This window comes from Aureimonas phyllosphaerae (genome assembly GCF_900113065.1).
GTDB lineage: Bacteria > Pseudomonadota > Alphaproteobacteria > Rhizobiales > Rhizobiaceae > Aureimonas > Aureimonas phyllosphaerae.
Genome location: NZ_FOOA01000017.1, coordinates 58,079 through 85,033, shown reverse-complemented (window position 1 = coordinate 85,033; position 26,955 = coordinate 58,079). Strand labels below are relative to the sequence as shown.

The following is a 26,955-nucleotide window of genomic DNA, read 5'->3' as shown; positions in this document are numbered from 1 at the left end:
CGGCCCCCGCTTGCGAGAGCACTGTCGTCTTTTTGTCAAAAACTCGCCGGGTGGGGGTTTTCACGCCCGTCGGTTTCGCCTATATCGACTTCACCGCAGGCGGCCAGGCCGCTTCGGCAATGGCGCGGGGTGGAGCAGCCCGGTAGCTCGTCAGGCTCATAACCTGAAGGTCGCAAGTTCAAATCTTGCCCCCGCAACCAAGTTCAAGCCCGCTGGATCAACCGTCTTGGTATCCGGCCACGGGCAGAGTGAGTCAATGACACACGCAAAGTGAGTCATTTCCACGATTAAGTGAGCCATCCCTGGAAATGGGATGGCTCACTTCGTCGTTCTAGTTCATCTCCCCACCAAATCTTCTTTCAAAATCAGTTCCTTATCTGCATCCAGCCTCTCCTAGCGCCGGCAACGAGCGATTCAGTCGTGCTGTCGGGTGTCTCGAAGCCGTCGATCACACCGGCGATTCGCTTCGACGCCGATCATCGCAGATTCTGACTCGTTTGATCGAGAACGAGAATCGTTTGGTGGCGATCGCGACTCGTTTGAAGAGAATCACGACTCGTTTGAAACCGAACCTGACTCGTTTGAAGAGGCGCAGGTGACTCGTTTGAAAGGCGTTAGGGAAGAGGTGATCTCAGCACGGATGCCACCTCGGCCACCGACCGGATCGGCGTTCACAGGCATCGGGATTGGTCCTGACCCGTGGAACTGGTCCGGACGGAGCGAGAATTTTCGGGCACGATTTCTCGACGGTCGGGCCTGCGGACATCCAGCCTCAATCCCAGTTCTCGCCATCGTCGACCCGATGGTCTAGGACGCCGTTCCCGGAGAGGATGGTCGTCGCGATCCCGGTGAGCTGGTCACGCAGATTTCCCAAGCTGGCGAACTCTGCCGAACGCACGTCGGTTTCGCCGATGGAGAGAGTCGGTTCGAGACCGATTGCGTTCTTCTCGATCGCTTCCGTCCGAATGTCGTCCGAACCATCGTCGTTCTGACGTAGGAGTGTCTGGATAGAGGACTTGTACAGCCAACCTCGCAACCGGTCGCTTGATCGGTCGATACGCGCCGGGATCAGGAGACATCTGAGGATCGGTCGTCCCCATTGCATACGTCCGCTATGGTGGCGCAGTTGCGTAACGGCATTCACCGTCGCCGCCATCATCGTATCGTCGGCCTGGAACATCATCACTGCCACGTCGGAAAGCTGCAGCAATGCGACATTCGCGGCGTCCTCCCTTATCGTTCCGACATCGGCCAGGACGACGTCGTAGCGGTCGGTCGTCTCCAATCGCAACGCTTCCATGGCTCCGTATCCCCCGGACTCCGCATAGAATTCGTCCCAGGAGAAATCCCGTACCGTCTTCCAGTAGTCTCGATCCAAGGCGCCCGCCGGCATCACGTCGATCGTTCCGGTGACACCATCGGGCAGTGGGATGCTTTCGTAGACGTAGCGAGCGAGATCGAGGGGCTCGCCGTCGTTGCGCGGTTTCATGCAATCGCGAAGATAGTCGACCGCGCCACGTCGGGTGTGGATCGCGTCGTCCCTCAACCCCAGGAGTCGATGTAGGCTCGGCTGGCGAGTGTCCCAATCCACCGCCAGGACCCGAAGGCCGAACCGCGCCATCGCCATCGCAAGACCCGCGCAAACGGTCGTGCAGCCGACGCCCCCCTTCAGCGACGAGACGGAGATCCAACCGGACGAACGTGAAAACGTCATACCATGACCAACGAGTTCACCTCGACGTCGATCCTCGGGACCGATGTGACGTTCTGGGCTGGACCGATGGAGCGTCGGGCTAATGGCCTCGCTCTCGTCGGCTGACGGTCCCGGACGAGGTTCATGATCGACACGGCAGAGTCCACCAGTCGGTACACGGGCTGTGCCTGTTGGACCACTGCGGCAGCCGAGAGTTCACCGGTCTCGACCAGCATCTCGGCCAGGAGCATACGGTGCTCCCAGGCGGCCAACGAGGACTCGAGACGATCGCGCACCGCCTCCGCACTACCGCAGGCCCGAAGGATCCGGTGCGCCACGAGGCCTCTATTGACGCCGGCGGCATCGACCACGTGCAACGCGGCCAGCACGGAGTCGACGTCGATGAGTACCAGGCTCTGGTACGCGAGCGTCCGGATGCCGAGGTCCTTGTGACGCGTTAGGGTCGCCCATACCAGTTGCATCTCCGGCTTCGGATCCAACCTGCCGACGGCTCTGAGAACCAATCTGGCATCGTTCGTCTTGCCGGCGTATTCTTCGCCCGACTCCATATGTGAGACGACGAGGTTCAACAACGGCCGGGCCTTCACGGCAAGTCCGAGTTCGACCGCGGCGAACGAGAGCATCCCAGCGATGCGCAGGGGATGCTGACGGATCGGTCCAGCTTCGGAGCCACCCCAACGCACGAGGTAATCGACGATCTGGTCGAAGCCGTTCTGAAGACGATCGCGTTCGTCTGGATCCTTGACCGAGGTCCCATAGCGTTCGATCAGCACGTCGGCGCCCGACCGCATCTCGAACGGACGATCGGCTACGTCGTCCTGTACTTGCTCGAGTAGCGAACGTGCGAGATCGGAGAGCATAGGCGCGATAGGGGGTGCCGAGATCGTTCCAGTCATCGCCCCACCATATAGTCGGGATTCATCGGTGCGACACGTGTCGGTGTCGCGCCACTGGGGATGAAGGTGGCATCGGAGAAACCGCCCTGCGCGGTCTGGAGATCGACGACGAGTTCTCTATGCATCCGTTGACCCGTCTGCGTGTGACGCGTCCTTCCATGAACCCGCTGCTCCGCCACTGGGCCGATCATCCAGGCTTCGTAGAGGCCGGCATCGAAGCAGGTGGGAACGAAGGCATCCACGTCCGATACGTCCAGCTGGAACTCCAGTACGAAGTCGTTCGAGAAATGCGGCAGACCTAGACGTTGCGCCAGTTCGTCCGGATCATTCGGCACATCGTCCGGAGTGACCCAGATGACGCGCTTGTCGGTGCCGTCGTAGAGTAGACCACTCGTCACACGAAACGTCGCTGGTGGATCGTCCCTGTCGAAGTCTCCTATGCCGCCGAATTGCAGGATCTTTCGTGCGGTCGCGTAGTGGTAGACCCTATCGTGACGGCGACCTGCGTGGATTAGGAATTCGAGCTTTCCGCTTGCCGCGTACTCCTGGACCGTCGATTCCAACGACTCGGCCGCAGCCTCCTGAGGATGAACTCCAGACGTCACGACCGCGTCGAAGGCAGTCACCAGACTGGAGGTGAAGAGCAGGTGAGCCCCTCCAAGTCTCTTCTCGTCGAGTAGGTTGCGGTAGCGTGCCTCTAGGGTCGAGCGATCCGTTGTCGGCAGGCTGAGGAGATATGCCGTGAAGTGCGAACACCAGTCGCTGAATGTCGTCATGGATCGATCCTGGGCCGCAGAGCTTGAGGATCCGTCAACGAGATCCGTGCAAGGGGCCTGATCGTCATCCTTATCGAGAGCGAGATCGGCGTTGCGGCTCGTTCGTCCGGACGAAGGTATTTCAGGCGAACCGCCGGACCATGCTCGGCGCCGAGATGATGGGCGTGAGAGGGCGGATCCAGCGGATAGGGGAAATCGTCAGTCTCATCGCGCATTGGCTGACGAACCTGCACCGCGAATTCGCCGGCATCCGCTACCGGGAACGGACGATGGTCGTGCACAAGCGGCGAGGGTGACTGCGCCGCCGCCTCGGATGCCGCCGGTCGAGGCGATGGCCGATCCGTTCGAGCACCTCATCGACGCGATCAGGGCGACGGTCTGGGGCTTCCGGTAGGCCAGTCGCAGGGCGACCCGAGACATGCTGGAGGTATCTCGCGGCAGGGGTAATGGCAGTGACATGGAGCTCGCCGATACGGAGACGCTCGCGTCGGGTCGCGCGCTGCTGTCGCAGCCGGTCGTCAACCATATCGAGTTAGCGTCGGATGGCTGGCGAACAAAAATACATGATGTGCGTTTCTCGAGCGCTCGCGCGGAAAAAGACTCGTGTTTCCCGCGCGGGTATGGGGTCGAACAGACTGTTGAAATCTCGGGAAGACCTTCGGCGGTCACCGCACAAGGGAACGTAAGGTCAGCGCCAACCTCCAATTCCAACAGCGAGAACGGGCATTTTGTCGCACTACGGAGAAAACGCTTTGTATGGTCGCGAATCACTTGAGGCTGATTCGCATAGTTTAACAGCGGGTTAACTAACCCTTTGATTTTGAATCCTAATCGCCTCTTCGAGTCAACCCGGTTGCGCCCGTTTCACAATCTCAACCAAGATATATCTCGAATCTTCGAAGAGAGACGCGTGAGGAGGAGAGGACCCTAGAAACGAACGACGCGCCGCCCTGGCAGGCGACGCGTCGGAAATCCGAGCCGTTCTAATGCTTCAGCGGTACGAGAACGGTTCGCTCATCATCACTCGAACTGGGAATGCCCAGTCGATCGCATCGTCGCTCATCCCAGTCCAGGGGTCAAGCGCGGGGCGGTCGGCCGGCGCGTCCCGGAAGGGACAAACGCATGCCCGAAGACTGGCGTGACGTACGACGTCGCGACGCCCCCTCTTCCTCCACGCTCGACGACCTCCTTCGGGAGGCTGCGGCCCTGCAGCGTCCGGACGAGCGCCTCCTGCGCCGTTGGGCCGCGACGGCCCGAGCCGTGATCGTCCGCGATCCGTCGGGCGGGCCGATCCGCCCGATCCAGGGCGGCTTCCGCAGACATCATTCCGGATACGTCTCCTCGAGCAAGGTCGGCAGGGCCATCGACTGGGAGAGCCCTCTCGAGCGGACGGTCATCGCGTACTGCGAGGTCGACCCAGGCGTGGTCTGGTACATGTCGCAGCCGCATCGTCTCGAGATACGGACCTCTGTGCCTGCCCTCGTCTATGTGCCCGACGTCGAGCGACGCCTCGCCGACGGCTCGCACGAGGTCCTGGAGGTCAAGAGCCGGAAGGACAGGCGTTGGCTCCGCGATCCCCGTTACGGCGCTAAGGTGGCTCGTGCGGCCGAGATCTACGATCGGCTCGGCTGGCGCTTCGCGATAGTGAGCGAGGACGAGATCGAGGCGCGTCCGGATCTTCGCAGGATCGAACGCATCCTCTCGTCGCGTCACGTCGCCGTCCCGGAGATGCCTCTCCTGAGACTGCGCAGGAGTCTCGAGACGCATCGGAACGGAATTCCGCTCGCGGAGGCTCTCTCGCTCTTCGGAGACGGCCCTAGGGCCGAGCGGATACTGGACGCCCTGACGATCCGGCGGATCGCCACGCGGACGCCGTTCGCCGGTCCCGGGGACGCGAGGGTGCGTGCCGTCCGTGCTGACGAACCGGCGATCGGTCTGGGGGTGACGCCGTGACGTGGCCCCTGACCCTCCGCAAGTGGTCGCGGTGCAGGATCGGTATCGTCGAGGCGGCCTTCGAGGAGCAGAACGGCGAAGAACTGATCTTCCGGAACCTCGCGACCGGCGAGCCCGTCGTCCTCACGATCCCCGCCTTCGAGGCGCAGTATGGCGAAGGCCGCATCGCGAGGATCACGTCGTCCTCCTCCGTGACACCCCCATTCGCCGAGGACGACAGGCGTCTGCGTAAGGCGATGGGACGCCAGTACGTTCTGCGCGCCTGGGACGCTCGCGCCGGCACGTCCCTCAGCTCCCGGAAGTTGGCTCTGTTTCTGGCCTCGATCGACGCGACGCTCTTCGAGAAGGGCTATGTCAGGGTCTCGGTCGGGCAGTTGCGGCGCGACATCGTCTCGCGCGGCGAGCGCGGCGATAGACCGCTCGAGTTGATGTTCGACGCGCCGAGAGGACGCGCCTCGCGACGGAGTTGGGTGGCGGGCGCCGAGGTCGTGATCGCTGCGTCGGTGGATTTCTACTACGCGAAGGCCCAGCGGACGATCGACGACGCCATAGGGTTCTTCAGGGTACGGCTGCGCGAGACCCTCGGCCTCGCCGTCGATGCGTCGATCGACGAAGGGAAGGAGCCTTCCGGCGAGACGATCCGCCGCCGCATCCGCGGGGCCGCGTCCTTCGAGAACGTGGCCAGGAAGTTCGGACTGCAGACGGCTCGCGCGCGCCTGGTCGGCGTGACCGAGGGCATAACTGCGGAGGCCCCGCTCGACGCGGCGGTCCTCGACGCGACGAAGGTCGATACCTGGCTCGTCGTGGACGACGAGACCAGGATGCCGCTCGGTCGCCCCGTCATCACGGTCATCGTCGACGTGTGCACGCGGATGATCCTGGGCATCCACGTCGCGTTCGAGGGCGAGACGATGGGCGGTCTGATGGGCTGCATCCTCGACGCCCTACGTCCGAAGACATGGATCCAGAGCACGTATCCACACCTTCACAGGCCGCACGACGGCTATGGCCGCATGAACTGCATCCTGTGGGACAACGCCTTGCGGCAGGTCGGCGTTTCCGCGCGGGATGCGCTGACGGGCATCGGGATCGACGCCGACACCGCTCCGATCACGACGCCGGAAGCCAAGTCGATCGGCGAGAGATTCTGGGGGACGCTCAACTCGATGCTGTTCCATAAGCTCCCAGGTGGTGTCCCCTACAAGCCCGACGTCATGCGGCTCCTCGACATCGACCCCGAAGTGAAGGCGAGCATCGGTCTCGGCAAGCTTCGCGAACTGATCGCGACCGTCGTCGACATGTACCATCACGAGGTCCACGACGGCATCGGCATGCAACCCGCACGGGCCTGGAGAGAAGGCATCCAGAAGTTCGGCCGGACCATCGTGGGCGATCTGGCCGAGGCGGAGCGGGTGCTGGGAACGTACGAGACGGGAACCGTCACGCGCGAGGGGGTGAGGTTTCGCGGCCATCGCTTCCATGATCCCGAGGCGACGAGCACTCTCCTGCAATCCCTCGTGCGACATGAACCCGTGACTTCGCAGCGCCGCGGGATTCGTTCGAGCGGCAAGGCCGAGGTGAAGTTCAAGTACTCGGCTCTCGATGCCGGCAAGATCCATGTCTTCGACGCCAGAGCCGATCCACCTCGCTACGTGACCTTGCCCAATACGTCGCCGCGGTATGCCCGAGGCCTCTCCTTCGGCCATGCGGACATGCTCCGGGCGTTCGCCCAGAAGGAGAATCTCAGCTTCGTCTCGGACGCGGAGCGCTGGGCCGTCCGCGACAGTGTCCGTCGCATGATCGAGGGCGACCTTCCCGATCTCTCCGTCCGAGACCGCCAGAAGGTCGTGCCCCTTCTCGAGTCCTACGGCGATGGACCCATCGTCGAGGCCCACGGTCGGCCCACGACGTCGGGGCAGGGCTCGTACGACGTCGTGGCCAAGCTGGCCGAGCCCGACAGGACGGATGGCGGCTTCACCCCGCCGCAGGCCCGAAGAGGGGGGCGTAAGGCGTCCGAGAAGTCCGCCAGGAGTCGGAAGGAGGGACCGAAGGAGCGCCCCCGGACGGAGAGGTTCCTTCGGCCCGCGACGCCGCAGACCACCATCGAGGCGATCCAGGAGGCGTTCGCCCCGCCCGTCGAGGCAGATTCACCCGTGCCGGCCAACGGCAACTCAGCTGGCAGGACACGCATGAGCACCGAGGAACTGCTGAAGAAGCACGCATGGAAGTCGAGTCATGACCGAAGCTGATATGGTCGCATTCCGTAGGATGGTCGAGGGCATGAACCTGACCGTCACCGAGCGCAGGCTAGCGCTCTTCCGCCCAATCGTGATCGAGACGCCGGCCGTCGCGAACGTGGGCAGGCGCCTCATGGCTCTCTACCGGCACACGCTCAACGACAAGCGGATGCACGAGATGCGCCTGGCGCAGGGCATCCCGTCGATACTGCCGGAGTGTTCGATCCTGACGATCACGGGAGCATCCCACTGCGGGAAGAGTACCGCCGTCAAGGCCTTCGCCTATCATACCCTCCCCGCCTCGGACGTTGAGAAGGGTAGCCTGCCGATGATCGTGGTCAGCCTCACGGAGGAAGCCACGATCCGCGACTTGTGGTGCGATATCCTGCGCGCCTTCGGCGATCCGGAGCCATCGGGTCCAAAGCAGCGACTACAGAATCGGGCGATCAGGTTGGCGGCCGAGCACGGTACGCATATCGTCGCCATCGACGAGACCCAGCACCTCTCCAAGCGTCTCGATCAGGGAACGCTGCACAACGCGCTGAAGAGGATCGTCCAGAGAAGTCAGTTCGCCATCGTGCTCATCGGAGAGAAGCATCACATCCGCAGCGCCTTGGCGGATATCCAGGTCGGGAATCGAGCGCAACCTAAGATTGTATTTGACCGCTTCGACGGCGATCGGGAGGAGGAGAGGGAGCAGTTCATGGGCTTCCTGGCGAACCTGGACGACGCGATGGTCCGAGCGGGCGTCTTCGATGCGTACTCCCGACTGGCCGAGGGCATCTTCCTAGATACGATCCTCCTGCATACCAAGGGCTACGTCGGGGTTGCCTCGAAGATCATCGAGATGGCCATCGAGCACTACAGCCGAGACGACGATGCCTGCCTGACGCTGGCGGCGTTCACCAAGGCCGCGATCGCCAGGGCGGACAACGTCAACGCCTCGGGGAGCGTCGGATGAGTCCCGATCCGTTCCGCGCCGCGACCGCGTTGCCCCTCGCATCGATCCGTCCATTCTCCTGGACGGCGAGCCCGCACCCCGGCGAGAGCCTGATGGGCTACGTCACGCGCGTCATGTCCGTGAACGTCTACCCGAACACGGCCCTCGCGCTCTCGCTGGCGGGTATCGAGACGCGCTACGCCGGGGCGGTGGTGTCCCTCTCGCCCGACGCCCTGGCCGCGGTAGCGAGGCTCGTGGGTACGACGCGCGAGATCCTCCATGCTCTCGCTGGAGGCGCACATGGATGCGGAGGGGATCCGTCGGTCGTCCGCAGGGCACTGTCGCTGGTGCAGGTACGCCGGGTCTCGTCGCTGACGCTGCGACGGGAGCCATGGCATCACGCCATCTGGGACTCGCGTCTCTTGTCGTTCTGTCCGAAATCCCTGGAGCCCCTGCGGGATCGATGCCCGGTCTGCGATCGACGATTGGACTACCGAAGGTCGCTGGGCCCCACCAAGTGCCAACTCTGCGTCGACGAGACTGGCCTGCCCACGGTGGACCTGCGAGACTATCCGCTGCACGTCTTCCCGGACGTCGATGAGGAGGCCGTCGGCTGGGCGGTCGACCTCCTCTTCGCCGGACCCCGAGCCGACGAAGCGATGTCGCGTCTCCCGCAGTCGCTCGCGTCTATGGCCCGTGCCCGGATCCTCGACGTCCTCCACTTCCTGCTGCGCGTCCGCCGGGAACACGCTGCGCAGGAGGGCGTCCGGGCGCCGACGGCCGGTTCGGATATAGGATTCACGCCCGACGAGGTCGCGGTGGGCTTTCGTTCCCTCCTTCGGTGGCCGGACTCCGTCGATGCGCTCGTCGACGAGGTTCGAGCGGTCCGATCGACGCGTCCGGGCTCGTTCGGGCGTGGAAAGGAGATCGGTGGTCTCGATGTCATGCTCGGCTCCGTCACGACGCTGCCGGCCGAGATTCGAAGGGTGGTGCGAGAGGCCGCGGACGCTAGCTTCGCGCGTTCGGACGAGGTCGCAGAGGGACTCGTTCGTCGCGTGGAGTATCGAAGCGACGTCGATCTCGTACCCAGGCGGCAGGCGTCCCGGGAATTCGTCGTCGGCGATCGGCTCCTCCAGAGGCTCGTGGACGACCGAACTGTCTTTTCGATGCGAGCGGATGCCCACAAGAGCCCGATCCTACTCAAGCGTAGCGAACTGGCGGGGATTGTGGCGGGACGGGAGAAGGCAATCGCGCTGCGTGTTGTCGTAGGGATACTGGGCATCCTCGAGCCGGAGGTGCGCGGTCTGGTCGAAGACGGCCGCCTGCCGCCGTTCGACGATCCGTCGCGGAGGCTGCTGCGGCAAGGAGCTACGTACGTTTCGCGTGAGGACCTGCATCGGCTCGTACGCGACGTCGAGGCCGCCACCACGCTCCCACGGCAAGAAGGGGAGCGTTCCAGGAGGCTGTCCCTCGTGGTGCGCGAGGCCGTCGGCGGATTGGCCGACTGGGGAGCGATCTTCGCCGCCATCGCCGAGGGTAGGATAGAGGTGATGCGAAGGGACGAGGCGGGTTCCAGCCTGGTCGGCAGGCTCCAGATCGCCACCGGCCAGGTTACGGCGTTGCAGGCGATCGCCAGACCTCTACGGAACCATAGGGGCAAGCTCGATCTACAAGGTGTGCGAGCCGCGCTCGGCGTCTCGAACGCCTTGGCGAACCTAGTCGTCTCCAGCGGCCTACTGGGCGAGAGGGGACAGATCGACCTCGAGGGGGTCGCGCGTTTCAGGCAGCTATACGCGTCCGCCAGGGAGATCGTCGCAGGATCGCCCGTCGCCTTCCACACACTACGACCCGCCCTCGAGGCCGCTGGCATAGGTCCTGTTCACGTCCTTGGGCCCGATCCTACTGGAGCGATGCATCACCTCTACCTCAGATGCGAAATCGAACCCTGGATGGGTCGCTTCCAGATGATAGGCGCCATTGGTGGGGATAAGCGCGGCAAGTCCCGTCGTCGTAGGTACTTGGATCTCGGCGAAAGGGAGTAGGCTCTTCCTGGAACGCCATGACGACGGGCGGCCTCATCTGGTGACCTCGCGAAGGGGAGGTGCCGATGCGCGATGATTACGATGGACGATGCATCGATGTCGACAAGGGCGTCCGGTTCGAAGCGCCAGGGAGCGCTGAACTCGATCGAGGGATCGGCATCGCGGATCTCGTCGAGGTCAGCGCTTCAGGGTCTCTCCGGCATGCCAAGTATACGGCCCTACGGTCCGATGGCGAATGAAGCGGCGGATACCTTACCGAACAGACCGTTCCACGTACGTATCAGCCCTTTCCTAGCGCGCCGATGAAGGGACCCTTTCCAACGCCGTTCGACACGCGCCGGTATTCGATACAGAGCTGATGACCATCCCTCCTACGCCTCCACGCATTGGCACATCGCAAGTGCGATGTCCGAGGATGCACTGCGATGTCCGCCCGACGCCGGAGTGCAAAGAGGGTCTGCAATACCCCCGTCGTCTCTTCGGCGTCGCGCGCACCAGCGAGTTGCGGCGCTGTTGGCACTAGTAGATGGCACCTCGACCACGTCGGCGCCCGATGGTCGGGGGCAGTCTCAGTCATGCGGGTTCGCACCGTATCGGGGTTCCGAAGTAGCCGGGAATTCCAGCACCACCGACCAACATCGCGCGGTCGAGCGACCGGTTGAACAACTCGCACGACGTCTCGGAGACGAACAGACAGGAGTGGCACGCCGCGCCATTGAGCGGATCGCTGGTCGTGCTAACCCCCTTCATGCACAGGGGATCCGACGAACACCACTTCAGACGCTGGACAGCTTGGAGCATCGTCTGGGCGATCCTCTCGCCGATGCCTTCGCGCTCCAACCCACCCAGCGTACCCTCCGCGTCCGACGTGGCGGTGTAGATCAGGAACCCCGCCATCGGTTCCTCCCCCTCACCGACGTAGAGACGTTCCTGAAGGGAGGCGGAGCCGTAGCCCGAGGTGATCGACAGCTCTAGCATGAGTGCATGCGACAGGCCGTGGACGAGAAGGCTGCGCGGTGTGACGGCCTGCGGCGGCGTCTCGTCCGTATGTCCGAAGCGCTGACGCCACGACGCCACCCACTCCTCGTGGAGTCTCAGAGCACGGTCTCGGGCGGCTTCGCCTGCTGCCCACTTCGCTACCTCCTCCTCCTTCAGGGCGACGAAGATCCCTTCGCCGGAAGTCGCTATCGCTGGGCGCCATCTGGCTCGGCGGGAGAGGGGGGCGATATCTTGTCGACTCGTCCCGTCATGGGGATATCGACGAGTGAAGCCACGAAGCGCTCTCACCTCGCGTAATCTTGGAACCCGGACGATTGCCGATACCCATCGGCTCAGCTCCTCCGGTACGCGTTCCCGCCGCAGCTGGAATGTCTCGTCCCCTGGTCCTGTCGCGTCCCTGAACTGCCGCCACTCCTCTCGCCGCAGCGCGACGTCCCCGTCAGCCGTATCGGGACCAGGGAGATCCTTCAGTATTGCGATCATCGCATCCAATTTCCGTCGAGCTGCCGGAATGTCCGCTACATCGGGATCCAACGCACGTGCCAGGCGGCGAGCGATCCTATCGAGACAGCCGTCGAAGTGCTTTTCGTCGCCGTCCTCCTCCAAGTCCTCCATCGCACTGCGGATCTCGCTCCACAGATCGTGTCGTTCCAGCAGCCCCTTGAACTCGCTCGACCAAGGAGGGATCGTCAGTACCGACGCGATATAGGGGAAATAGAGATTGCTCCCGCCTCTGAGGGCCGTGGTGATCTCCTCCGATCGGGCATCGCAGCCTTCTGCGGCATCCGCTCCCAACCAGGGCCGCTCGCCCCTGCAGCCACCGCCCGCTTCCCGGAGTTGGAGGTGGTTGAAGGCGTCGCGAAGGTTTCGCCCTTCACCGCATTGGTCGCAGTTCACCCACAAGTTCCGAAGTCCAGCCCCTCGAGAGACCAGACGCAGCTTGCCGTGCCGCTTGCACGAATCGGCATGCTTGATCCAATCCAGCCAAGGGAAGTCCCCGAGATGTCCGCGTTCGCAGATCACCATCAGGCGAGCCGGAACGACGGCGATCCTACGATGCTTCCCCGGATTACAGTGGCCACAGAAGAGCCCTGCCGTTCCGACGACGGTCTGCCAACGATCCCGATCGCGTAGACGCCCACATTCGGGGCATTCCTGCCAACGCGGGAACCGCGACGCCGGCAGAGCGTGGACTCGCTTGTCCGAGCCGCCCCCGAGGGTCACGGGCGGCTCGTAGAGCGCTACGGCACCGAGCAGGCTCTCCAGGACGGGATCCACCAGACGGCGGCACTCGGCCAGGTTCCAGTCGTCGAGCCCCATCGTGATGCCCGAGACTGGTGCATTGCCGGCAGCGAGATAGTCTACGACGGCCCCGGGACCATGCGTCGAGACCAACTGCGCTCGGCGCAGTTCGCCGAGCTTCGGACCATTCCCCGTAGGCATCTCAATGACCCTCCAAGTCGATTCTCACAACTGCTTCGACGCCCCGCATGCTGTTCGGAGTGGGTGTCGCGTCTCTTGCCGCCAGACCCGCTGCCCGTCGGTTCACCGATTGCTCCATAGACATCAGGAACGCCGCTTCCAGTTGATCGTGCCACCAGACCGACAGGTCGTCGCGCCGACACCACCGATCCAGGAACCGCATCAGATCGGCTCGCGCGTCGACTGCCTCGACCGCTTCCTGTTCGCCTAGCCGGCCGATCCTCGCCACGATCTCGTCCACGATCTCCTCCAGGGCATCGCGTAGCTCCTCGGCACCACCAGGTCTCCTCCAGAGCTGAGGATGGCGATGCGCCGCGATGGCGACGAAGGGCGCGTGCAGGGCTCGGTCGCGAGCTCGCGGAGCGAATGGCGTGACCGAGGTCGCCTCTACGTCGCGGTAGAGTGCCGAGTGCCATGTCGCATGCGTCTCGAAGCGGCTTCGGTCGCGGGGTCGGTACGCGGTGAAGACCCCGAGGACGAGGCCTGCCGTCGATCCACGCCCCACCCGGCTCGTGGCCTGGATGTATTCCGAGATACCCTTGGGCTGGCCGTCGACGACCATCAAGCCGAGACGACCGACGTCGACGCCGACCGAGATCATGTTCGTCGCCAGGGCGACGTCGACCGCACCATCCTCGTCGTGTCGTCTTTCCAGAGATGCGAGCGTCTCGCCGATCTTCTCCGATCCGATTCGGCTTGTGATCTCGATCTGTTCGTCGACGGGCCGTACGGGTTCGCTGCGATATCGAGCAAGACGCTCCATGGTCTCGGGTGCGATGACCTGCATCAGCGATACCGATCCCCCGAGCTCCTTGAGCGAGTTGAAGTATCCGAGGAGCGTCCAGGCCGCGTCACGCTCGGCCCCTTCCAGAACGGAGGCCGACTGAAGGAGAGAGGCGCAGACCGCCTGCAGCATCTCTGGCTTCGAATGACCGATCGTCGAGATACCCACGTACAGACGTCCGGGTCTTCGTGGATCGGTCTCGACGACCGCGAAGGCGGAATCGCCTGCGTCGATGCCGGGGGGAGGGAACTGCATCGTATCTCGAGCGAACAGCGCGCGAACCTGCGAGGCCGCTCTTCGGATCGTCGCCGTGGAACCGATCACCTTGGGCGGGCGGCCATCCTTCGTCGCTAGAATGTCGACGGCCGTCTCGTAGAGACCGCTCAGGGTTCCCAGCGGCCCAGAGATGAGGTGCAATTCGTCCTGCACGATGAGATCGGGGGGATCGCGGAAGCCGTCCCCGAAGAGGGAAGAGGTCCTGGGTTTGCGCGCGATCTGGGCGAACTTGTCTGCCGTACCGATGACGAGCGACGGCTGTTCCGCATAGACGTCCTCGTCGTTGGTATGGATGGGGAGGGGACCCGCTTGACCGAGCTCGCATCTGTCCGTCGCGCACGTTATTTCGATGCGAGCTCCGATGGTGCGCCAAGTCAGCCGTTCATGACAGGCTGGACAATCCCTGAGACGATCGGGTCGGCCGATATCGTCGATCGTACCGCCGTTCAGGAGCTTAACCGCGTCCTCTCGACTGTTGGGCGTCGTCGAGCTTCCAAGCCATAGCCCCAACGAAACGGGCGTCTGCCTGGCGTCGAATCCCTCTCGGGCCCATTCGAGGTTCGCGGCGCAGATCATCGCCGCTGCGCGTTCGAACTGCTGGAGCGTGAGGAGCCTCAGCGTATAGCGCATGATGGCGCAGACGCCCGCGCCGGCATCCCCTCTCTTCAGCCGTCGAGCGAAGATCACGAAGGCGGTCAGTAGAAGGTAGGCCTCGGTCTTGCCGCCGCCGGTCGGGAACCAGATGAGGTCCATCGTGTCGCGGTCGTCGTGGTCGGGTAGTGCCGAGGAGGCCGCGGAGAGCAATACGAAGCCCAACTGGAACGGCCGCCAGACGAGGGAGCGCCTCTCCGTGTCCGGGAGCCTTCCGTTCTTCCATTCCTGCTGCCTCGCCATGGTCGCGTTCGCGAGCTGGAACGCTTTCAGCAGAGCAGGATCCCCTCGAAGAGTGTCTATGCCGTCGCGCATTCGCCTTGCAGCGGATAGGCATGTCCCGAGGTGGGCTTCCGCCTGCGCCTCGAGCGTCTGCGTCAGGTTCAGTTCGGGGATGCGGTTCCGCGTCTGCTCGATCCAGCTCTCGTAGGCGTCCACCAGCGCATCGCAGGTCTCCAACGCGGCGCGACCGTCTCCTGCCAGGGAATCGGCTCCGAGCCGCGCCCTCACCTCGGAGAAGCAGGGATGGCCAGCGGCGCTGACGTCGGATACCCGGGTCGCCGGCAACCATGCGGTCGCTATCTCCTCGACGATGCCGTTCGAATCGTCCCACGTCGCGGCGCACGTGTGACCGACCGCATACTCTACCGCATCCCGCCAGAGAAGCGCCGCCGCACGCTCGTCCTCCTCGCCGTCCTCCCCACGTCCGCGCAACGGTCGTCCGACCAAGCGAGAACCATCGAACGGGCGTACCGTCATGCGAAACTCGAAGAGCGCTTGCTCGTTCTGCTCGAAGCGGTCGAGGCTCTTTCCGGAGCCCGCACCCTGGTTGTGGACTACGAGTGTGACGACCCGTACCACCTCGTCGGCGTCTGCATGACCGGGCGACTGGACGATCGTAAGCCTTAATCCTCGCGCCTCCGCGATGCCCGTCTCCTTGGAGAGATCGAGTTCGCCGTCCTCTCGTACCGAGACAAGGTAATCCTCGATCCGGACCGGGCGTCGCGACCATGGACCGCTTCGCCGTGGAGCGCCGTCCGCCGCATCCTCGTCCGGCTTGCCCAGGTTCTCGTATCGCGCCCCTTCGATCCGAACGACGACGGCCGGTTCCTCCATGCTCCGGGTGGCCAGAGCGAAGGAGAGACCGGCGGCGGCAGGTCTCGCTGCCGTCTCGATGCGCGCCGGGCGTTCGGTTTCCGTCGCTTCTTCCCTGGCATCGATCACGATGTCGGAGATCGATCGGCCGGTCTCGTCGTCGACGGGTCTTCGGGAGGATCGAGGGAACAGTATGCCCGTCATGAAGGCTTCCGAAGGGATATCCGGCAACGGACCTTCGAGGGGCACCGGACCCACTAGATCCTCGGCAAGCCTGTCGAGCAGCAGACGGAAGGGAGCGTCGGGCTCTCCCGGTGCGTGATTGTTCTTCACGATGTCCTCGTGCGAAGGAAATTGATCCAGACGAAACCTTCGGCGACCGGTGCCACGACGAGCGCGTCGCCACGTGCCAGCGTACGCCACTCGACCCGGAGGCTACCTCGTGCGGCGGACGCGAGACGAGGCGAACCGATCCGTTCGCGGATGGCAGCCAAGTCGCGATGGAACTCCGCGCCGAAGGATGCGAGCCGATGGTCGCCGTCTCGTCCTTCGGCGTGCAGCCCCCATCCACCCTCTCGCGCCCACCGCAGGAGGGGAGCTCGAATTGGGCCCTCCGGTTCCGCGAGGACGAGTGCATCGACCGCATCGACCATCCGCACCTGCACCTGCACGCCGTTGGCGCGTACCCTCCAGAACCGCATGCCCTCGCGACGCATAGTGCCCGTCTCGGGCGCAAGGTAGAGCCGCCGGCGAGCTCGGGTGGCGCCGACGTATAGGACGCGCGCCTCCTCCTCCGCCTCTTCCTGGGACATGTCCTCGCGGGGTTCCGGTAGATTGAGCTCGACCTCGTCCGCCTCGTGACCCTTCGCTGCATGCATCGTCGATGCGACCGGCGTGGACGACGGCTGGACCGGTGGTGCCCGACCCGTACGCAGCGCCTCGGCCATGCGTGCCGTGTCGTAGCGCCCGGCGACCAGCGATACCGCGAGGGCATCCGCGAGGGTGCTCGCAGGGGGGAGCGAAGGGTCCGCGGCCACGGCTGCGACGAGGGCATCGACGCCGCGCCCCTGCAGATCCGTCATCGCTCGACCCAGCCAGCTAGGCGCCATCGCGAATTCCACGTCCTTCGAACTTCCCGCAAGATGAACGCGAACGCCGATGTCGCCCATCCGGGCTGCATGGCGCGCCGCAGCCGCCCTGCTACGGAAGAGCGCCAACGTGGCGAGAGGGCGTGCTTCGGCCGGGCCGGGTGGCACGCCGTCAGCGAGCCGCGAGACGAGGTCACGCATCTCCCTCAATGCCGCATGACCATCCGTGGACGCACTCAGGATCCGTCGTCCTTCGCTGGCGATGCGCCGGAGCGTCGGCCGGGTGGTGCGATGGTTCCCGGAGAGAACGGCCTTCTCGAACCCTAACGCGCCCAGGAGCTCGTCCATCGGAACCGGATCGGGTCGTCCGGCCTGGCGTTCGACATACCCGTGGATAGCTTGCGCGGGATCGGCGAAGACGGTCACGCCGCAGTCCTCGGGCAAGCCTTTCAGGAGCATCGTCAGGAAGGTGCGGCGCGGGCCGACGATGTCCTGTGCCTCGTCCACGATCAGATGCCGCCGTGCTTCGAGCCAGCGTCGGGCAGTGCGGTCGTCGCGCGAGAGAAGTTCGATCGCCTGCTGGATCGTACTCTCGTAGTCGGTATCGCCGACGTCCTCGGTCGCATGCGCGACGAAGAGACCTGCGACCGAATCCATGGTGCGGATGTCGACCAGCTCGCCCTCCATCGCTGGTACGCGCGTGTGGAGTTCCGCCACGGCAGCACGCGAATAGGCGATCACGGTGATCGTGGGAGCGGGTACGCCGGCTTCGACGAGGTGCGACAGGCGCTCGCGGATCGTGTGGGTCTTTCCCGCTCCCGGACCAGCCGAGACGATGGCACGGGTGTTGGACGGCAGGACCGCGATGCGTGCCTGTGCGGGATCCTCCCGCATGCCCTCGCCGAAACCGGCCCAGATCCGCAATGGCTCGTCCAGGGCGGACCGAGCCGCGACCGTCCAGTCCGCCGTCAGTGCCGCCAATCGTTGGATCTGCTCGGGCGGGTTCTCGGAAGGTTGAGCGAGTATCGATGCGCTCGAGGGGGTCTGCGCAAAGGCGACCCACCCGTCTCTCTCTCCGGACGACGAGGCGCCCGATCGTCGAACGTACTCGGTCAGCGTCGGGGCGGCGTATCGCCATGAGGGGGGGCCCAGCAGATCGTGCAAGGTCTCGACATCGTCCGCCCAGTCGTCGACCCGCACCCTTGCTTCATCGCGTGGACCGATATGGATCGACTGTCCAGCGAGTCGGTGAACTCTTGTTTCTGCGACCACGTAGATAGGTCGCTCGATGCCATCGTGACGGACGATATCGCCCCTCGCGGTCAAGGCATCGATGCATTCCGTAAAACCCCTGTCGGGCTGCCTGCGGAGCATCTCCGCCAGATCGGGACCGGTCGCCGCGCCCGTCAGGCGCAAGATCGCCACGATCGACCCCGCGAGCGACATCGCATCGTCGTCACCACCCGACGCTTGGGGAGAGGGCGTCGCGGCCACTGCCTTACCGAACGTATCGACCAAACGAACCCCGGACACAAGGAATCGGCATTCTTCATTCCACGGTCGTCACGAGCAAGCGAATCACACGTGGGAATGGTACACGCTTGTAGCATGCCGAGTTACGACGAGCTCAACGAACGCTTGGAGCTACGATACCGCGCCTTGTCCAAGGAGCGCGACGGTGCGCCGGTGTACGCGATCGAACACGGACTGGACGTTCTTGCCGTCTCGGAGCTGCAGTCGCTAGTCGCAGAGCGGATTCGCGTTCGTCGTGGGATCGGGCTCGGGATAGCCTGGCCTCTGATCGCCCTCGCCGCCGAGATCGGCTACTCGTACGAGGGTCTCTTCTCGGGTTACTGGCCACGACTCGAGGCGGTGCTCGGCCTACCCCTTCGAGGCGCAGACCGGGATGACTTGAGCCGGCATCACGAGCATGCTCACCGAGCCGTAGGCTTGGCTCGTCCGGACGACAATCCGTTCACCCGTACGTTTCGCCACATCGCCTGGCCGCTCTGCAACGCGTTAGTACCGCGCCAGATCCACGCTGGTCTATGCGTGGCGATCCTCGAAGCGGTCGTGTTGGATGCGGTGGACAGCACCTTCCTCGGCGCCGTGCAGCAGGGCTGCAGACGTAGTGGAAGTCGAGCACTGGTCGACTGGGCGGACAGCGAAGGTCGCGTCCACGCCGTCGCCACGTCGTTGCTGGACACGCCCGACGTTCGGTTATCCTCGGGTATCGTCCAGCGCCTCCAACGGGACGTGATGGCGTCCCCGGATGCTCGTGACACTCTCGTCCGCGCCAGGATCGAACGCAAGCGACGTCGCAACGTCGCATCGGGCCTCGGCGCCGATGCACGCGAGGCGAATGCTTCCGCAACGAAGGACGACGGATCGATCGAGTTTCCCTTCGAGCTTCGAGGTGGAGTACGCCTCGGAGCTCGGACCTACGCCCTCGGTCCTCCTGTCGACCTCGTGGCGCACGCAGCGTTACGCATCGGCTTCCCAGGCCGGTCCAGGGGCGGGAGCGACGTGCTCTCCGCGGGCGATCATACGATCCTGGCTCCCGACGAAGCCGGTCAGATCACCATCGGCTACCTCGACCAGGATGGCGGGAGGCGAAACACGAGCCTACGATTCGACATCGTTGCCCCACCACCGGCTCTCATCGCGACGCGCACCGAGCCCAGTGCGCCGACGCTCGCCGATCTTCGCGAGGAGCGACTGGCGATTCTCGTCGCGCTGTCGTCACCTCCGGACGACCGACGCGCCGCCCGTTGGCCAACGTCGTTGCGGAACGTCGAGGTGCGATTGGAACTAAGGCTGACCGGACACCCCGTCCTCCACGCACGCGACCGACTTTCCGCCGTCCCGGGTCGGATCGGCGGGACCGGATCCGGACTTGCCACGCTCTCGGATGGACTTCGTCGATACGAAGCCGAGACGGGAGTTACGAGGGCGGCGACGTTGATCGTAAGTTGGGGCTCCGGTCGTCATGTACTCGACCTTGCCGATCCGGAGCCGTCGATGAATTGGTACGAGGGCGAGGACGGATGGCATGCGACATCCCTCGATTTCTCGGAGGAGCTTCCGATTCGGTACGTCCCGGCGGCGGACCCACTCGCCTTACCGAGTCCGGCACCCATCGGCGAAGGCGCCCATCTCCACATGGTAGAGGGGATGACGGCACCGCACTACCTCGTCGCCGGACCGCGACGCCTCCATAGGTCGCATGTCGCCTCCCTCCCGATGATCCATCGCAGGTTCCATGCATCCGATGCATCGCGCGGGCTATCGACCGAGATCGAGGCTTGGCTCGGCTGGCGTTGCGCCCGTCCGATCCATGCGATCTCGGAGATGGAGGCTCGGCTCGCTGCGAGAGCCGCAGAGCGCGCGGTATTGAGCACGCTCTGCGGTCCGGCATGGGTGGAGGAGGAAGATCGACTTCCGTCCGTGCGTCCATTCGCCATGCGCCTCTCCGAAGCCGCCCTCGCATTGGATCTAGTCAAGATCCGAGACTTGCGGAAAGCCGGACAGCGTATAGAGCCGGAGGACGTTTCCGAACTACCTTATGCTCTTGCTCGTTCGCTCGCGACCTTCAGCGATCTGTTCGGGCGTCCTGCGACGATCGACCTAGGGGATCGGGAGGCGACCGCGCTCGACGCTGGCGTCGACGAAGCATGGGGAAAACTGACCGCATCGCGGGCCGCGAGGTCCCTTCCACCGGTCGATACCGATACCGGCAACCCCGTAGGGGATTGGTGCGAAGCGTGGTCTCGTGCGCAGGCCGCTCGGGCACGGCCCACTCTTGCCGCGATGATCCTGCCGCCGCGACTTGCGACGGCACTACGTGAGCTCGAGTATGCGACCGTCGAGTCGCTGGAGGTGGCACGCATCGTCTCGGCCCTACGGATCGATCGAGGATCCGCGGTTTATCAGTCGCGTCGCCTGTCGGGAGTCGATATCCTCTCTGCCCTATCCCTTTGGCTCGACCCGCGAGCGTTCTCGGCAGTCGAGTGGCGTCAAGTCGCGCTCGGTCTGCTAGAGGATCGAATGACGGCCCGAGCCATCCGCTACGCCAGTCTACGCATCGGCGACGAGAGCGAGCAGACGTGAGTTCGCTCGATCCCTACGCTGCCATGGTGCACGGACTGCAGGGGTTGCGGCGGAGAGTGGAGCGGGAGCTTGCTCTTCTCGGTGCGATGGGCGTCGCCGCAGATCCTCTTCCACACCAGATCGCCAACGTCTGCCGCCTCCTCGACGCGCCGGAACTGCGGCACCTGCTCGCCGATGGCGTCGGGCTGGGCAAGACGATCCAGACGCTGATGTTGCTGAACGCCTTGCGTCTGCAGGATTCATCGCATCGCACGCTACTCGTCGTGCCGGACCATCTCGCGAACCAGTGGCTGCAGGAACTGACGACTCGCGGGCATTCCAGAGCAAGCTTTCTCGACGATGAAGCAGGCGATCGTCCCGTCGACGATCCGGTACGCCTGATCAAGCCATCTGCGCTGGGTGCGTATCTGGAGGATGGGCCCGAGCGCTACGACCTCCTGGTCCTGGATGAGCCGCAGAGCTTCACGGTCGCACAGCGCGACGCGTTGGCGCGTGCTCGACCCTTCCCCCAGTTCCTGGCCTTGACCGCGTCGCCGGAGTTGGGACGTCCGGATATGCTGCAGTGGTTCATGTCGATGCTGGAGCCTCTGCGTCCGGGTACGCAGATCGATCCGCTACGGGCGATCCGTGACGACGAATCCCGAGCGGTGTCGGACATCGCGGCTGGGGCCGACGGGACGATGGCGTTCGAGCGCGACGCCTTCGGGCGTCGCATCTGTCGCTGGTCGCGCACGGACTGGCCGGACTACATGCCGAGGCGAGACTATGTCCGGGCGGACGTTCCACCCTTCGCCCGTGAGACCGCCCTCGCGGACACGGCCCGTCGATTGCTTTCCAAAGTCCATGACGGCGATGCGACCAGCAGGGCTCGGGCACTCCATCGCGTAGGCCGTGCAGCGCGCGAAGCCCTTGCCTCGCTTCCCGCAGGTCTGCACGCTCCTGCTGAAAATGGCGATCCGGAAGTGGGCGATTCACGACTCGACGCTCTGCTGGATCGTATGGCGTCGCTGCGGGGGGAGGCTTCGGATGCACGCATCCTCATCGTCGCCGGAGACAACGACACGGTGGCCCGCCTCGAGCGTATCCTTCCGAGCTATCTCAAGGAAGCCACCGAGGGAGATAGGCGGCTGCGCGTCGGGCGTCTATCTCGTGGCGAGCAGAACGCAAGCGACGTCGAGGGAGCGATTCGTCGCAACGTGGACGGGGTCGGCGGCTTCGTACGCGGCGACGACGATATCCTGTTGCTGGGAGATTGGGCGGAGTCGGGTCTCAATCTGCACCATGGGTGCGAGAACCTCGTCTTCTACTCCTGCCCATGGAACGTGCGCAGCATCGATCAGCTGGTAGGACGTCTCGACCGTCTGCGCTCGGGCTCTGGGCGTGCAGCGGAAACCGGTCGTGGACAGGGACGGATCGGCATTCATGTCATCACCTGGGCTGGCTCGCCGGAGGCGGACATTGTCGATGGATTGGAGCAGCTGGGCATCTTCGAACGACCATTGCCTCCGATGAGCGTGGAACGCGCGGGGACCATCGACGCGCTACTCGCGGATCTTGCGTCCGGAAGGCGCAAGACGGAGGCACTCTCCGAGTTGGCTCGCATGAATCACGACGGGACGGGTGAGTTGGAGAGATCCCTTCTCGCTTCGTTCGATCCCTACACGCCCGAAGCAGCAAGAGAGCTGTATGGTCGCATGGTGTACCGGGCACCCTTGTCCGGTACTCTTGCACCTGCTCGTGAGATATCCCGTGGGCGCGAGGCGGAGGAAGCGGGACTTGCCGCGTGGCTGGAGATGCTGGGTGCATCCCGGTTGATCGACTACAGAAGAGGGCTGAGAGACAGCTTGGTCGAGAACGCCCGCTACAGTACCGCGTGGTACGGCGACCTTGCCTCCGCAGACGGTGTCGGTGAGCGACCCTTCGTTCTCGAACGGTTCGAGCGACGACGCGAAGGCGACCGACGGGCCACCCCGTACACGGGGATGGAGGCCTTCCTGATACACCGCCGGCATATCGCGGACCCGCCCTTGCGAACGGCGGCGGATCGCGAGGGGAAGTCCTATCCCCTCTGCTTCCTCGACCACGGGGATCCCCTGCACGAGCAACTCTGCGAGGCCATGATCGGATGTGCCGAACGAGTTTTCGCACGGGACCACATACCTGTGGTGTCAGTACGATATCCACCTGGCCATCGCGCATTGGAGGACCGGCGCGAGTTGCTCGTCACGGTCGCAGCCCGTCGGTCCATGCTACCGTACGAGAACGTCGGTGCGCTCGACGCCATCCTGTCCGGGGTGGATCCACGCGACGCACCCTACCTGAGACGTCGGGCTCGCGCGTCGTTGCGAGCGGACGAAAGATGGTTCAGCCGTATCGCTCCGCTGCGGTTCGTGGTGGAGGGTATCGTGTTCGATCTTGCGACGGACGGTCTCGAACGCGTAACGATCCGGCATGTCGAGGCAGTGCTCGACCCACGCGCCGAGAACGGTCGCGTTCGGGCTCGCTCGGCCCTCAAGCCATCGAACTCCACCAAGAGGCTGCAGGAGGCGGCGAGGCGGCGTAGGGATCGGGCTGCTGACATGCGGGTCCACCCACCGAGTGCCGCCGATACGAAGCAAAGGACCGTCCTGGTGGAGGAGGAGTGGCGTCGAGCCGAGGCGGAGACGAGGTCTCGTGCCGCACGCAGACGAGCCGAGGCGTCGAACGATCACCGACAGGCGAGGATCTCCGAGGCTCGTGCCCTGCGTATCGAGAAGGAGGCAGCTGCCGTCGCCGCCATCGCGGCGATGCGGCTCGACCGACTTCGGTCGGAGCCGGTGGAAGGCACCGCGACGGTCTGGCAGCTGATCCTCCAGATCTCATCAGACGACTGATAGCGTGCGGTGCCAGAGATCGTGTCCTGTTCCAGGCAGGACGGATCGCACCGGATCGACACGTCCGATGGACGCCCTCGATGCCCCGAAGGAGCGGTCGACCCTCCAGCGAACGCGCGACTATCGATGATCGATGACACGGTGGACGATCGTACCGAAGCTTCCGCTCGTCTCGAGCGATATGCCGATCACCCCATGCGGACGATCTGGACGATGTGTGAATCGACGGAAGGAGAAGCCGCTCTCTCGCCGGGTCCGAACTCGGAACCACCGATCGCCCGTATCGTCCAGACGCTTGCGGTCGCCGCCACAGGCTCCGGCTAATGGCGAAAATTCTTTGTTCCCCCCGATCCACATTTGCCCCTGACCCTGCTATCTGCATCCTAGCGATGCAGATATGTCGGTGCAGAACATGGGCCAAGAACGGTCGACGGTGCTGAGTTGCGTTGCGGGGCGATCGATCGACCGTCCCGTGCTGCTGGGGTTCGCATCGAGCCGCGTTCTGTATCGACACAGCTTCGCCGATGTCCTCGACGAGGCTTCGGGGACTGGGTACCAGCGCCGTCTCAACGCTCGTCACAGTCTCGACTTCAGGCGATACGTCCAGGATGCGGGCAGCACGACCATTCCGTTGACCTTCAATCTGCGGGACGACGCAATCGGAAGATGGCGGATAGTCGAGGGACACGGTTCCTGCTCGCTGGTGCTGCAGGAGGGTGAGCGAAGTCTGTCGCAGGTGGACTGCCAGCACAGACTGGGTCACTTGGCGGACATCGACGTAGAGCTGCCGTTCATGTGCTTCGTGGGTTTGTCCGAGCGCGAAGAGATGGTCGTCTTCGGCATCATCAACGGTAAGGCGAAGGGTCTATCCAACAGTCTGCTGGATTTCCACGACGCTCAGCTCTGTGCCGATCTCGCGACGGAGAAGCCGGAACTCCTGGTCGCTCTCCATCTGAAGAACGAGCCCTCGTCGCCTTGGTACAACAGGCTGGACCTCGGCGGCGTGCGCGTGTCGGGGCTCGACCGCTGCGCTTCCCTTCGTACGATGCAGAAGGCGAGTCGTATCCTCGTTCGACGTCTCAAGCCTCGTTCGGCCGAGGAGGTCGCACGCCTCTCCCGCGAGTTCTGGATCGCCGTCGCCACCGTGATGCCGGAGGCGTTCTCGAAGCCCCGCAGGAGTCTGGTGACGAAGGGCGTCGGCGTCTACGCACTGACCGAGATCGCGGCGGACATCGTAGCGGAGGGGGGCGTGGATGCGAGGATGGATGCTCGTTCCTTCGCCGTCGCGCTGGCGGAGTTCGCCGCCGACCTCGACTGGACGAACTCCGGACCGTTGGCCGGTCTAGGAGGGGAGGGCGGCGCCAAGAAAGCCGCCGAGATACTCAGGTCATCCCGTCGGCGTCCTGCGTTGAGGCTCGTTCATGGTTGACCGCAACATCCTACTCATCGAGCCGGACTACAAGAACAAGTACCCGCCGCTCGGTCTCATGAAGATCGCGCAGTACCATGGGCCGCGAGGAAAGCGGGATCGCGTCCGCTTCGTGAAGGGGCGGGACCGTTCGGTCCTCTCGCAGGCATGGGACCGCATCTACGTCACGACGCTTTTCTCGTTCGAGTATCCCAAGATCGCCGAGACGATCGACTTCGCGCTCGAGGTCGCCAATCGTCAGGCGGACAAGGTGTTCGTCGGCGGCATCGCCGCGTCCCTGATGCATGGGCGGTTCCTGGGCGAGAAGCGCTGGCATGGTGTGCGCTTCATCAAGGGCCTGCTGTCGACGTCGCCCGCGCAGTCCCTTCAGTTGGATGACTTCGCCGAGGAACTCTATTCCGACGACGTATCGGGGCGTCCCATCGAGGACCTGATTCCGGACTACTCGATCCTCGACCAGATCGACTACCGCTACCCCGTGCGCGACGCCTACTTCGCCTACACCTCGCGCGGCTGCATTCGGAAGTGCCACTTCTGTGGTGTTCCCAAGCTCGAGGGCATGCAGCGCGACACCGATTCCCTGACAGATGTCGTCCGTTCCATCGACGAGCTCTACGGTCCGCGCAAGGATCTGATCCTGATGGACAACAACGTCGTCGCTTCGGGGCGCTTCAAGGACATCATGGCCGAGATCCGGGACCTCGGGTTCACCCCGGGCGCGAAGCTGCAACGGGAGGGACAGCGCGTGCCGGTCTCCCGCCGCGTCGACTTCAACCAGGGTGTCGACGCCCGTATCCTGTGCAAGGATCCGATGTTCCTACGCGAGCTTTCGACCATCGCGCTGCGCCCACTTCGCATCGCCTTCGATCATCTGGGGGTGCGCAAGCCGTATGAGCAGGCAGTTCGCATCGCGCACAGCTTCGGGCTGACGGAGCTGTCGAACTACATGCTCTACAACTTTCACGATGGACCGGACGACTTGTTCGAGCGCATGCGCCTGAACGTGACGTTGAACGAGGAACTAGGCGTTCGCATCTGGTCGTTCCCTATGCGCTTCCAGCCAACCGACCGTCCGGACCGGGGGCACATCGGAGAGAAGTGGTCGCGTTATCAATTGCGCTCGATGCAGATCGTGCTTCAGGCGACGCACGGCGTCGTCAGCGGCGAGCCCGACTTCTTCCGTCGCGCCTTCGGGGACACTTATCAGGACTACCTTCGCATCCTCGCCATGCCCCACGACTTCATCTTCAATCGAGATTGGTACGAGTTCGGACCTGGGCGTGCCGAGTTCGAGGAGTACGGCAAGGCGGTCGCCAAGCTATCCGATGGCGACCGCGCTGAGCTGGTCTCGCTTCTGTCGAGCTGCGATCCTCGGCATTTCGACCGGCTGCCTGAACAGACGAGCTCCACGGCTGTCCGAACGGTCCTGCCCTTCCACGTCCCGCACCCAAAGACGACATGGGCCGGCGTATGGCGGTCCGATCGACCAGGCATCGCCGATGTCGGGCTGCCCGACGACGAACGTGTCGAGGATGCCGGATTGGACTACGAGGAGGATGCCGCCGGCACGATCGTCGAAACATCCATGGAGACCGCATGAGAACCGACCC

At 64.2% G+C, this 26,955-nt stretch carries 15 protein-coding genes and 1 tRNA gene; 10 read left to right on the top strand and 6 right to left on the bottom strand.

All coding sequences use genetic code 11. The features are described 5' to 3' along the window. The first annotated feature begins 123 nt into the window (after window positions 1-123). Window positions 124-200 (top strand) — tRNA-Met (locus tag BM175_RS17555). A 572-nt stretch (window positions 201-772) separates the two neighbouring features. On the opposite strand, the gene BM175_RS17550 is transcribed toward BM175_RS17555, so the two are convergent. Genes BM175_RS17550 through BM175_RS17535 form a run of 3 tightly spaced genes read right to left on the bottom strand, consistent with a single transcriptional unit; the run spans window position 773 to window position 3,386 of the window. Further along, complete coding sequence (locus BM175_RS17550; protein WP_090965332.1) at window positions 773-1,714, bottom strand: tyrosine-protein kinase family protein; 942 nt, start codon at window positions 1,712-1,714, stop codon at window positions 773-775. Continuing rightward, a complete protein-coding gene (locus BM175_RS17545) occupies window positions 1,711-2,610 on the bottom strand; it encodes a hypothetical protein (RefSeq protein ID WP_139224682.1) in 900 nt (299 codons plus the stop codon). The genes BM175_RS17550 and BM175_RS17545 overlap by 4 nt, the downstream gene beginning before the upstream one ends. Further along, complete coding sequence (locus BM175_RS17535) at window positions 2,607-3,386, bottom strand: hypothetical protein (protein WP_090965326.1); 780 nt, start codon at window positions 3,384-3,386, stop codon at window positions 2,607-2,609. Before BM175_RS17535 ends, BM175_RS17545 begins: the two co-directional genes overlap by 4 nt. Window positions 3,387-3,526: 140 nt before the next feature. Between BM175_RS17535 and BM175_RS22795 the strand changes: the two genes are divergently transcribed. From BM175_RS22795 to BM175_RS17515, 5 genes are all read left to right on the top strand, one after another. Then, window positions 3,527-3,682 (top strand): hypothetical protein, encoded by a 156-nt coding sequence (locus BM175_RS22795; RefSeq protein WP_175526899.1) that lies wholly within the window; start codon window positions 3,527-3,529, stop codon window positions 3,680-3,682. An 826-nt stretch (window positions 3,683-4,508) separates the two neighbouring features. After that, window positions 4,509-5,339, top strand: coding sequence for a hypothetical protein (locus BM175_RS17530; RefSeq protein WP_090965324.1), 831 nt, complete (start codon window positions 4,509-4,511; stop codon window positions 5,337-5,339). Next, a complete protein-coding gene (locus BM175_RS17525) occupies window positions 5,336-7,588 on the top strand; it encodes a hypothetical protein (protein ID WP_090965322.1) in 2,253 nt (750 codons plus the stop codon). The genes BM175_RS17530 and BM175_RS17525 overlap by 4 nt, the downstream gene beginning before the upstream one ends. Beyond that, complete coding sequence (locus tag BM175_RS17520) at window positions 7,575-8,537, top strand: TniB family NTP-binding protein (protein ID WP_090965321.1); 963 nt, start codon at window positions 7,575-7,577, stop codon at window positions 8,535-8,537. The genes BM175_RS17525 and BM175_RS17520 overlap by 14 nt, the downstream gene beginning before the upstream one ends. Next, entirely contained in the window at window positions 8,534-10,558 is a 2,025-nt protein-coding gene (locus BM175_RS17515; protein ID WP_090965319.1) for a hypothetical protein, read from the top strand. The genes BM175_RS17520 and BM175_RS17515 overlap by 4 nt, the downstream gene beginning before the upstream one ends. 573 nt (window positions 10,559-11,131) lie before the next feature. Here the strand turns inward: BM175_RS17515 and drmB are convergent. Genes drmB through BM175_RS17500 form a run of 3 tightly spaced genes read right to left on the bottom strand, consistent with a single transcriptional unit; the run spans window position 11,132 to window position 17,914 of the window. Beyond that, complete coding sequence (gene drmB, locus BM175_RS17510) at window positions 11,132-13,000, bottom strand: DUF1998 domain-containing protein (RefSeq protein ID WP_090965317.1); 1,869 nt, start codon at window positions 12,998-13,000, stop codon at window positions 11,132-11,134. Between the two features lies 1 nt (window position 13,001). Beyond that, window positions 13,002-16,178 carry a helicase-related protein gene (locus BM175_RS17505; RefSeq protein WP_210185807.1) on the bottom strand — a complete coding sequence of 1,059 codons (3,177 nt, stop codon included), beginning with the start codon at window positions 16,176-16,178 and terminating at the stop codon, window positions 13,002-13,004. Next, window positions 16,175-17,914 carry a UvrD-helicase domain-containing protein gene (locus BM175_RS17500; RefSeq protein WP_175526897.1) on the bottom strand — a complete coding sequence of 580 codons (1,740 nt, stop codon included), beginning with the start codon at window positions 17,912-17,914 and terminating at the stop codon, window positions 16,175-16,177. The genes BM175_RS17505 and BM175_RS17500 overlap by 4 nt, the downstream gene beginning before the upstream one ends. 627 nt (window positions 17,915-18,541) lie before the next feature. Here BM175_RS17500 and BM175_RS17495 point away from each other — a divergent pair. The 4 genes from BM175_RS17495 (at window position 18,542) to BM175_RS17475 (ending at window position 26,945) form a co-directional block, all read left to right on the top strand. Continuing rightward, entirely contained in the window at window positions 18,542-21,043 is a 2,502-nt protein-coding gene (locus tag BM175_RS17495) for a hypothetical protein (RefSeq protein WP_090965313.1), read from the top strand. Then, window positions 21,040-23,916, top strand: a complete 2,877-nt coding sequence (locus tag BM175_RS17490; RefSeq protein ID WP_090965311.1) for an SNF2-related protein — start codon at window positions 21,040-21,042, stop codon at window positions 23,914-23,916. Before BM175_RS17495 ends, BM175_RS17490 begins: the two co-directional genes overlap by 4 nt. Before the next feature lie 397 nt (window positions 23,917-24,313). Continuing rightward, window positions 24,314-25,345 carry a DGQHR domain-containing protein gene (locus BM175_RS17480; protein ID WP_090965306.1) on the top strand — a complete coding sequence of 344 codons (1,032 nt, stop codon included), beginning with the start codon at window positions 24,314-24,316 and terminating at the stop codon, window positions 25,343-25,345. Further along, window positions 25,338-26,945 carry a radical SAM protein gene (locus tag BM175_RS17475; protein WP_090965304.1) on the top strand — a complete coding sequence of 536 codons (1,608 nt, stop codon included), beginning with the start codon at window positions 25,338-25,340 and terminating at the stop codon, window positions 26,943-26,945. The genes BM175_RS17480 and BM175_RS17475 overlap by 8 nt, the downstream gene beginning before the upstream one ends. The last annotated feature ends 10 nt before the right edge of the window (window positions 26,946-26,955 follow it).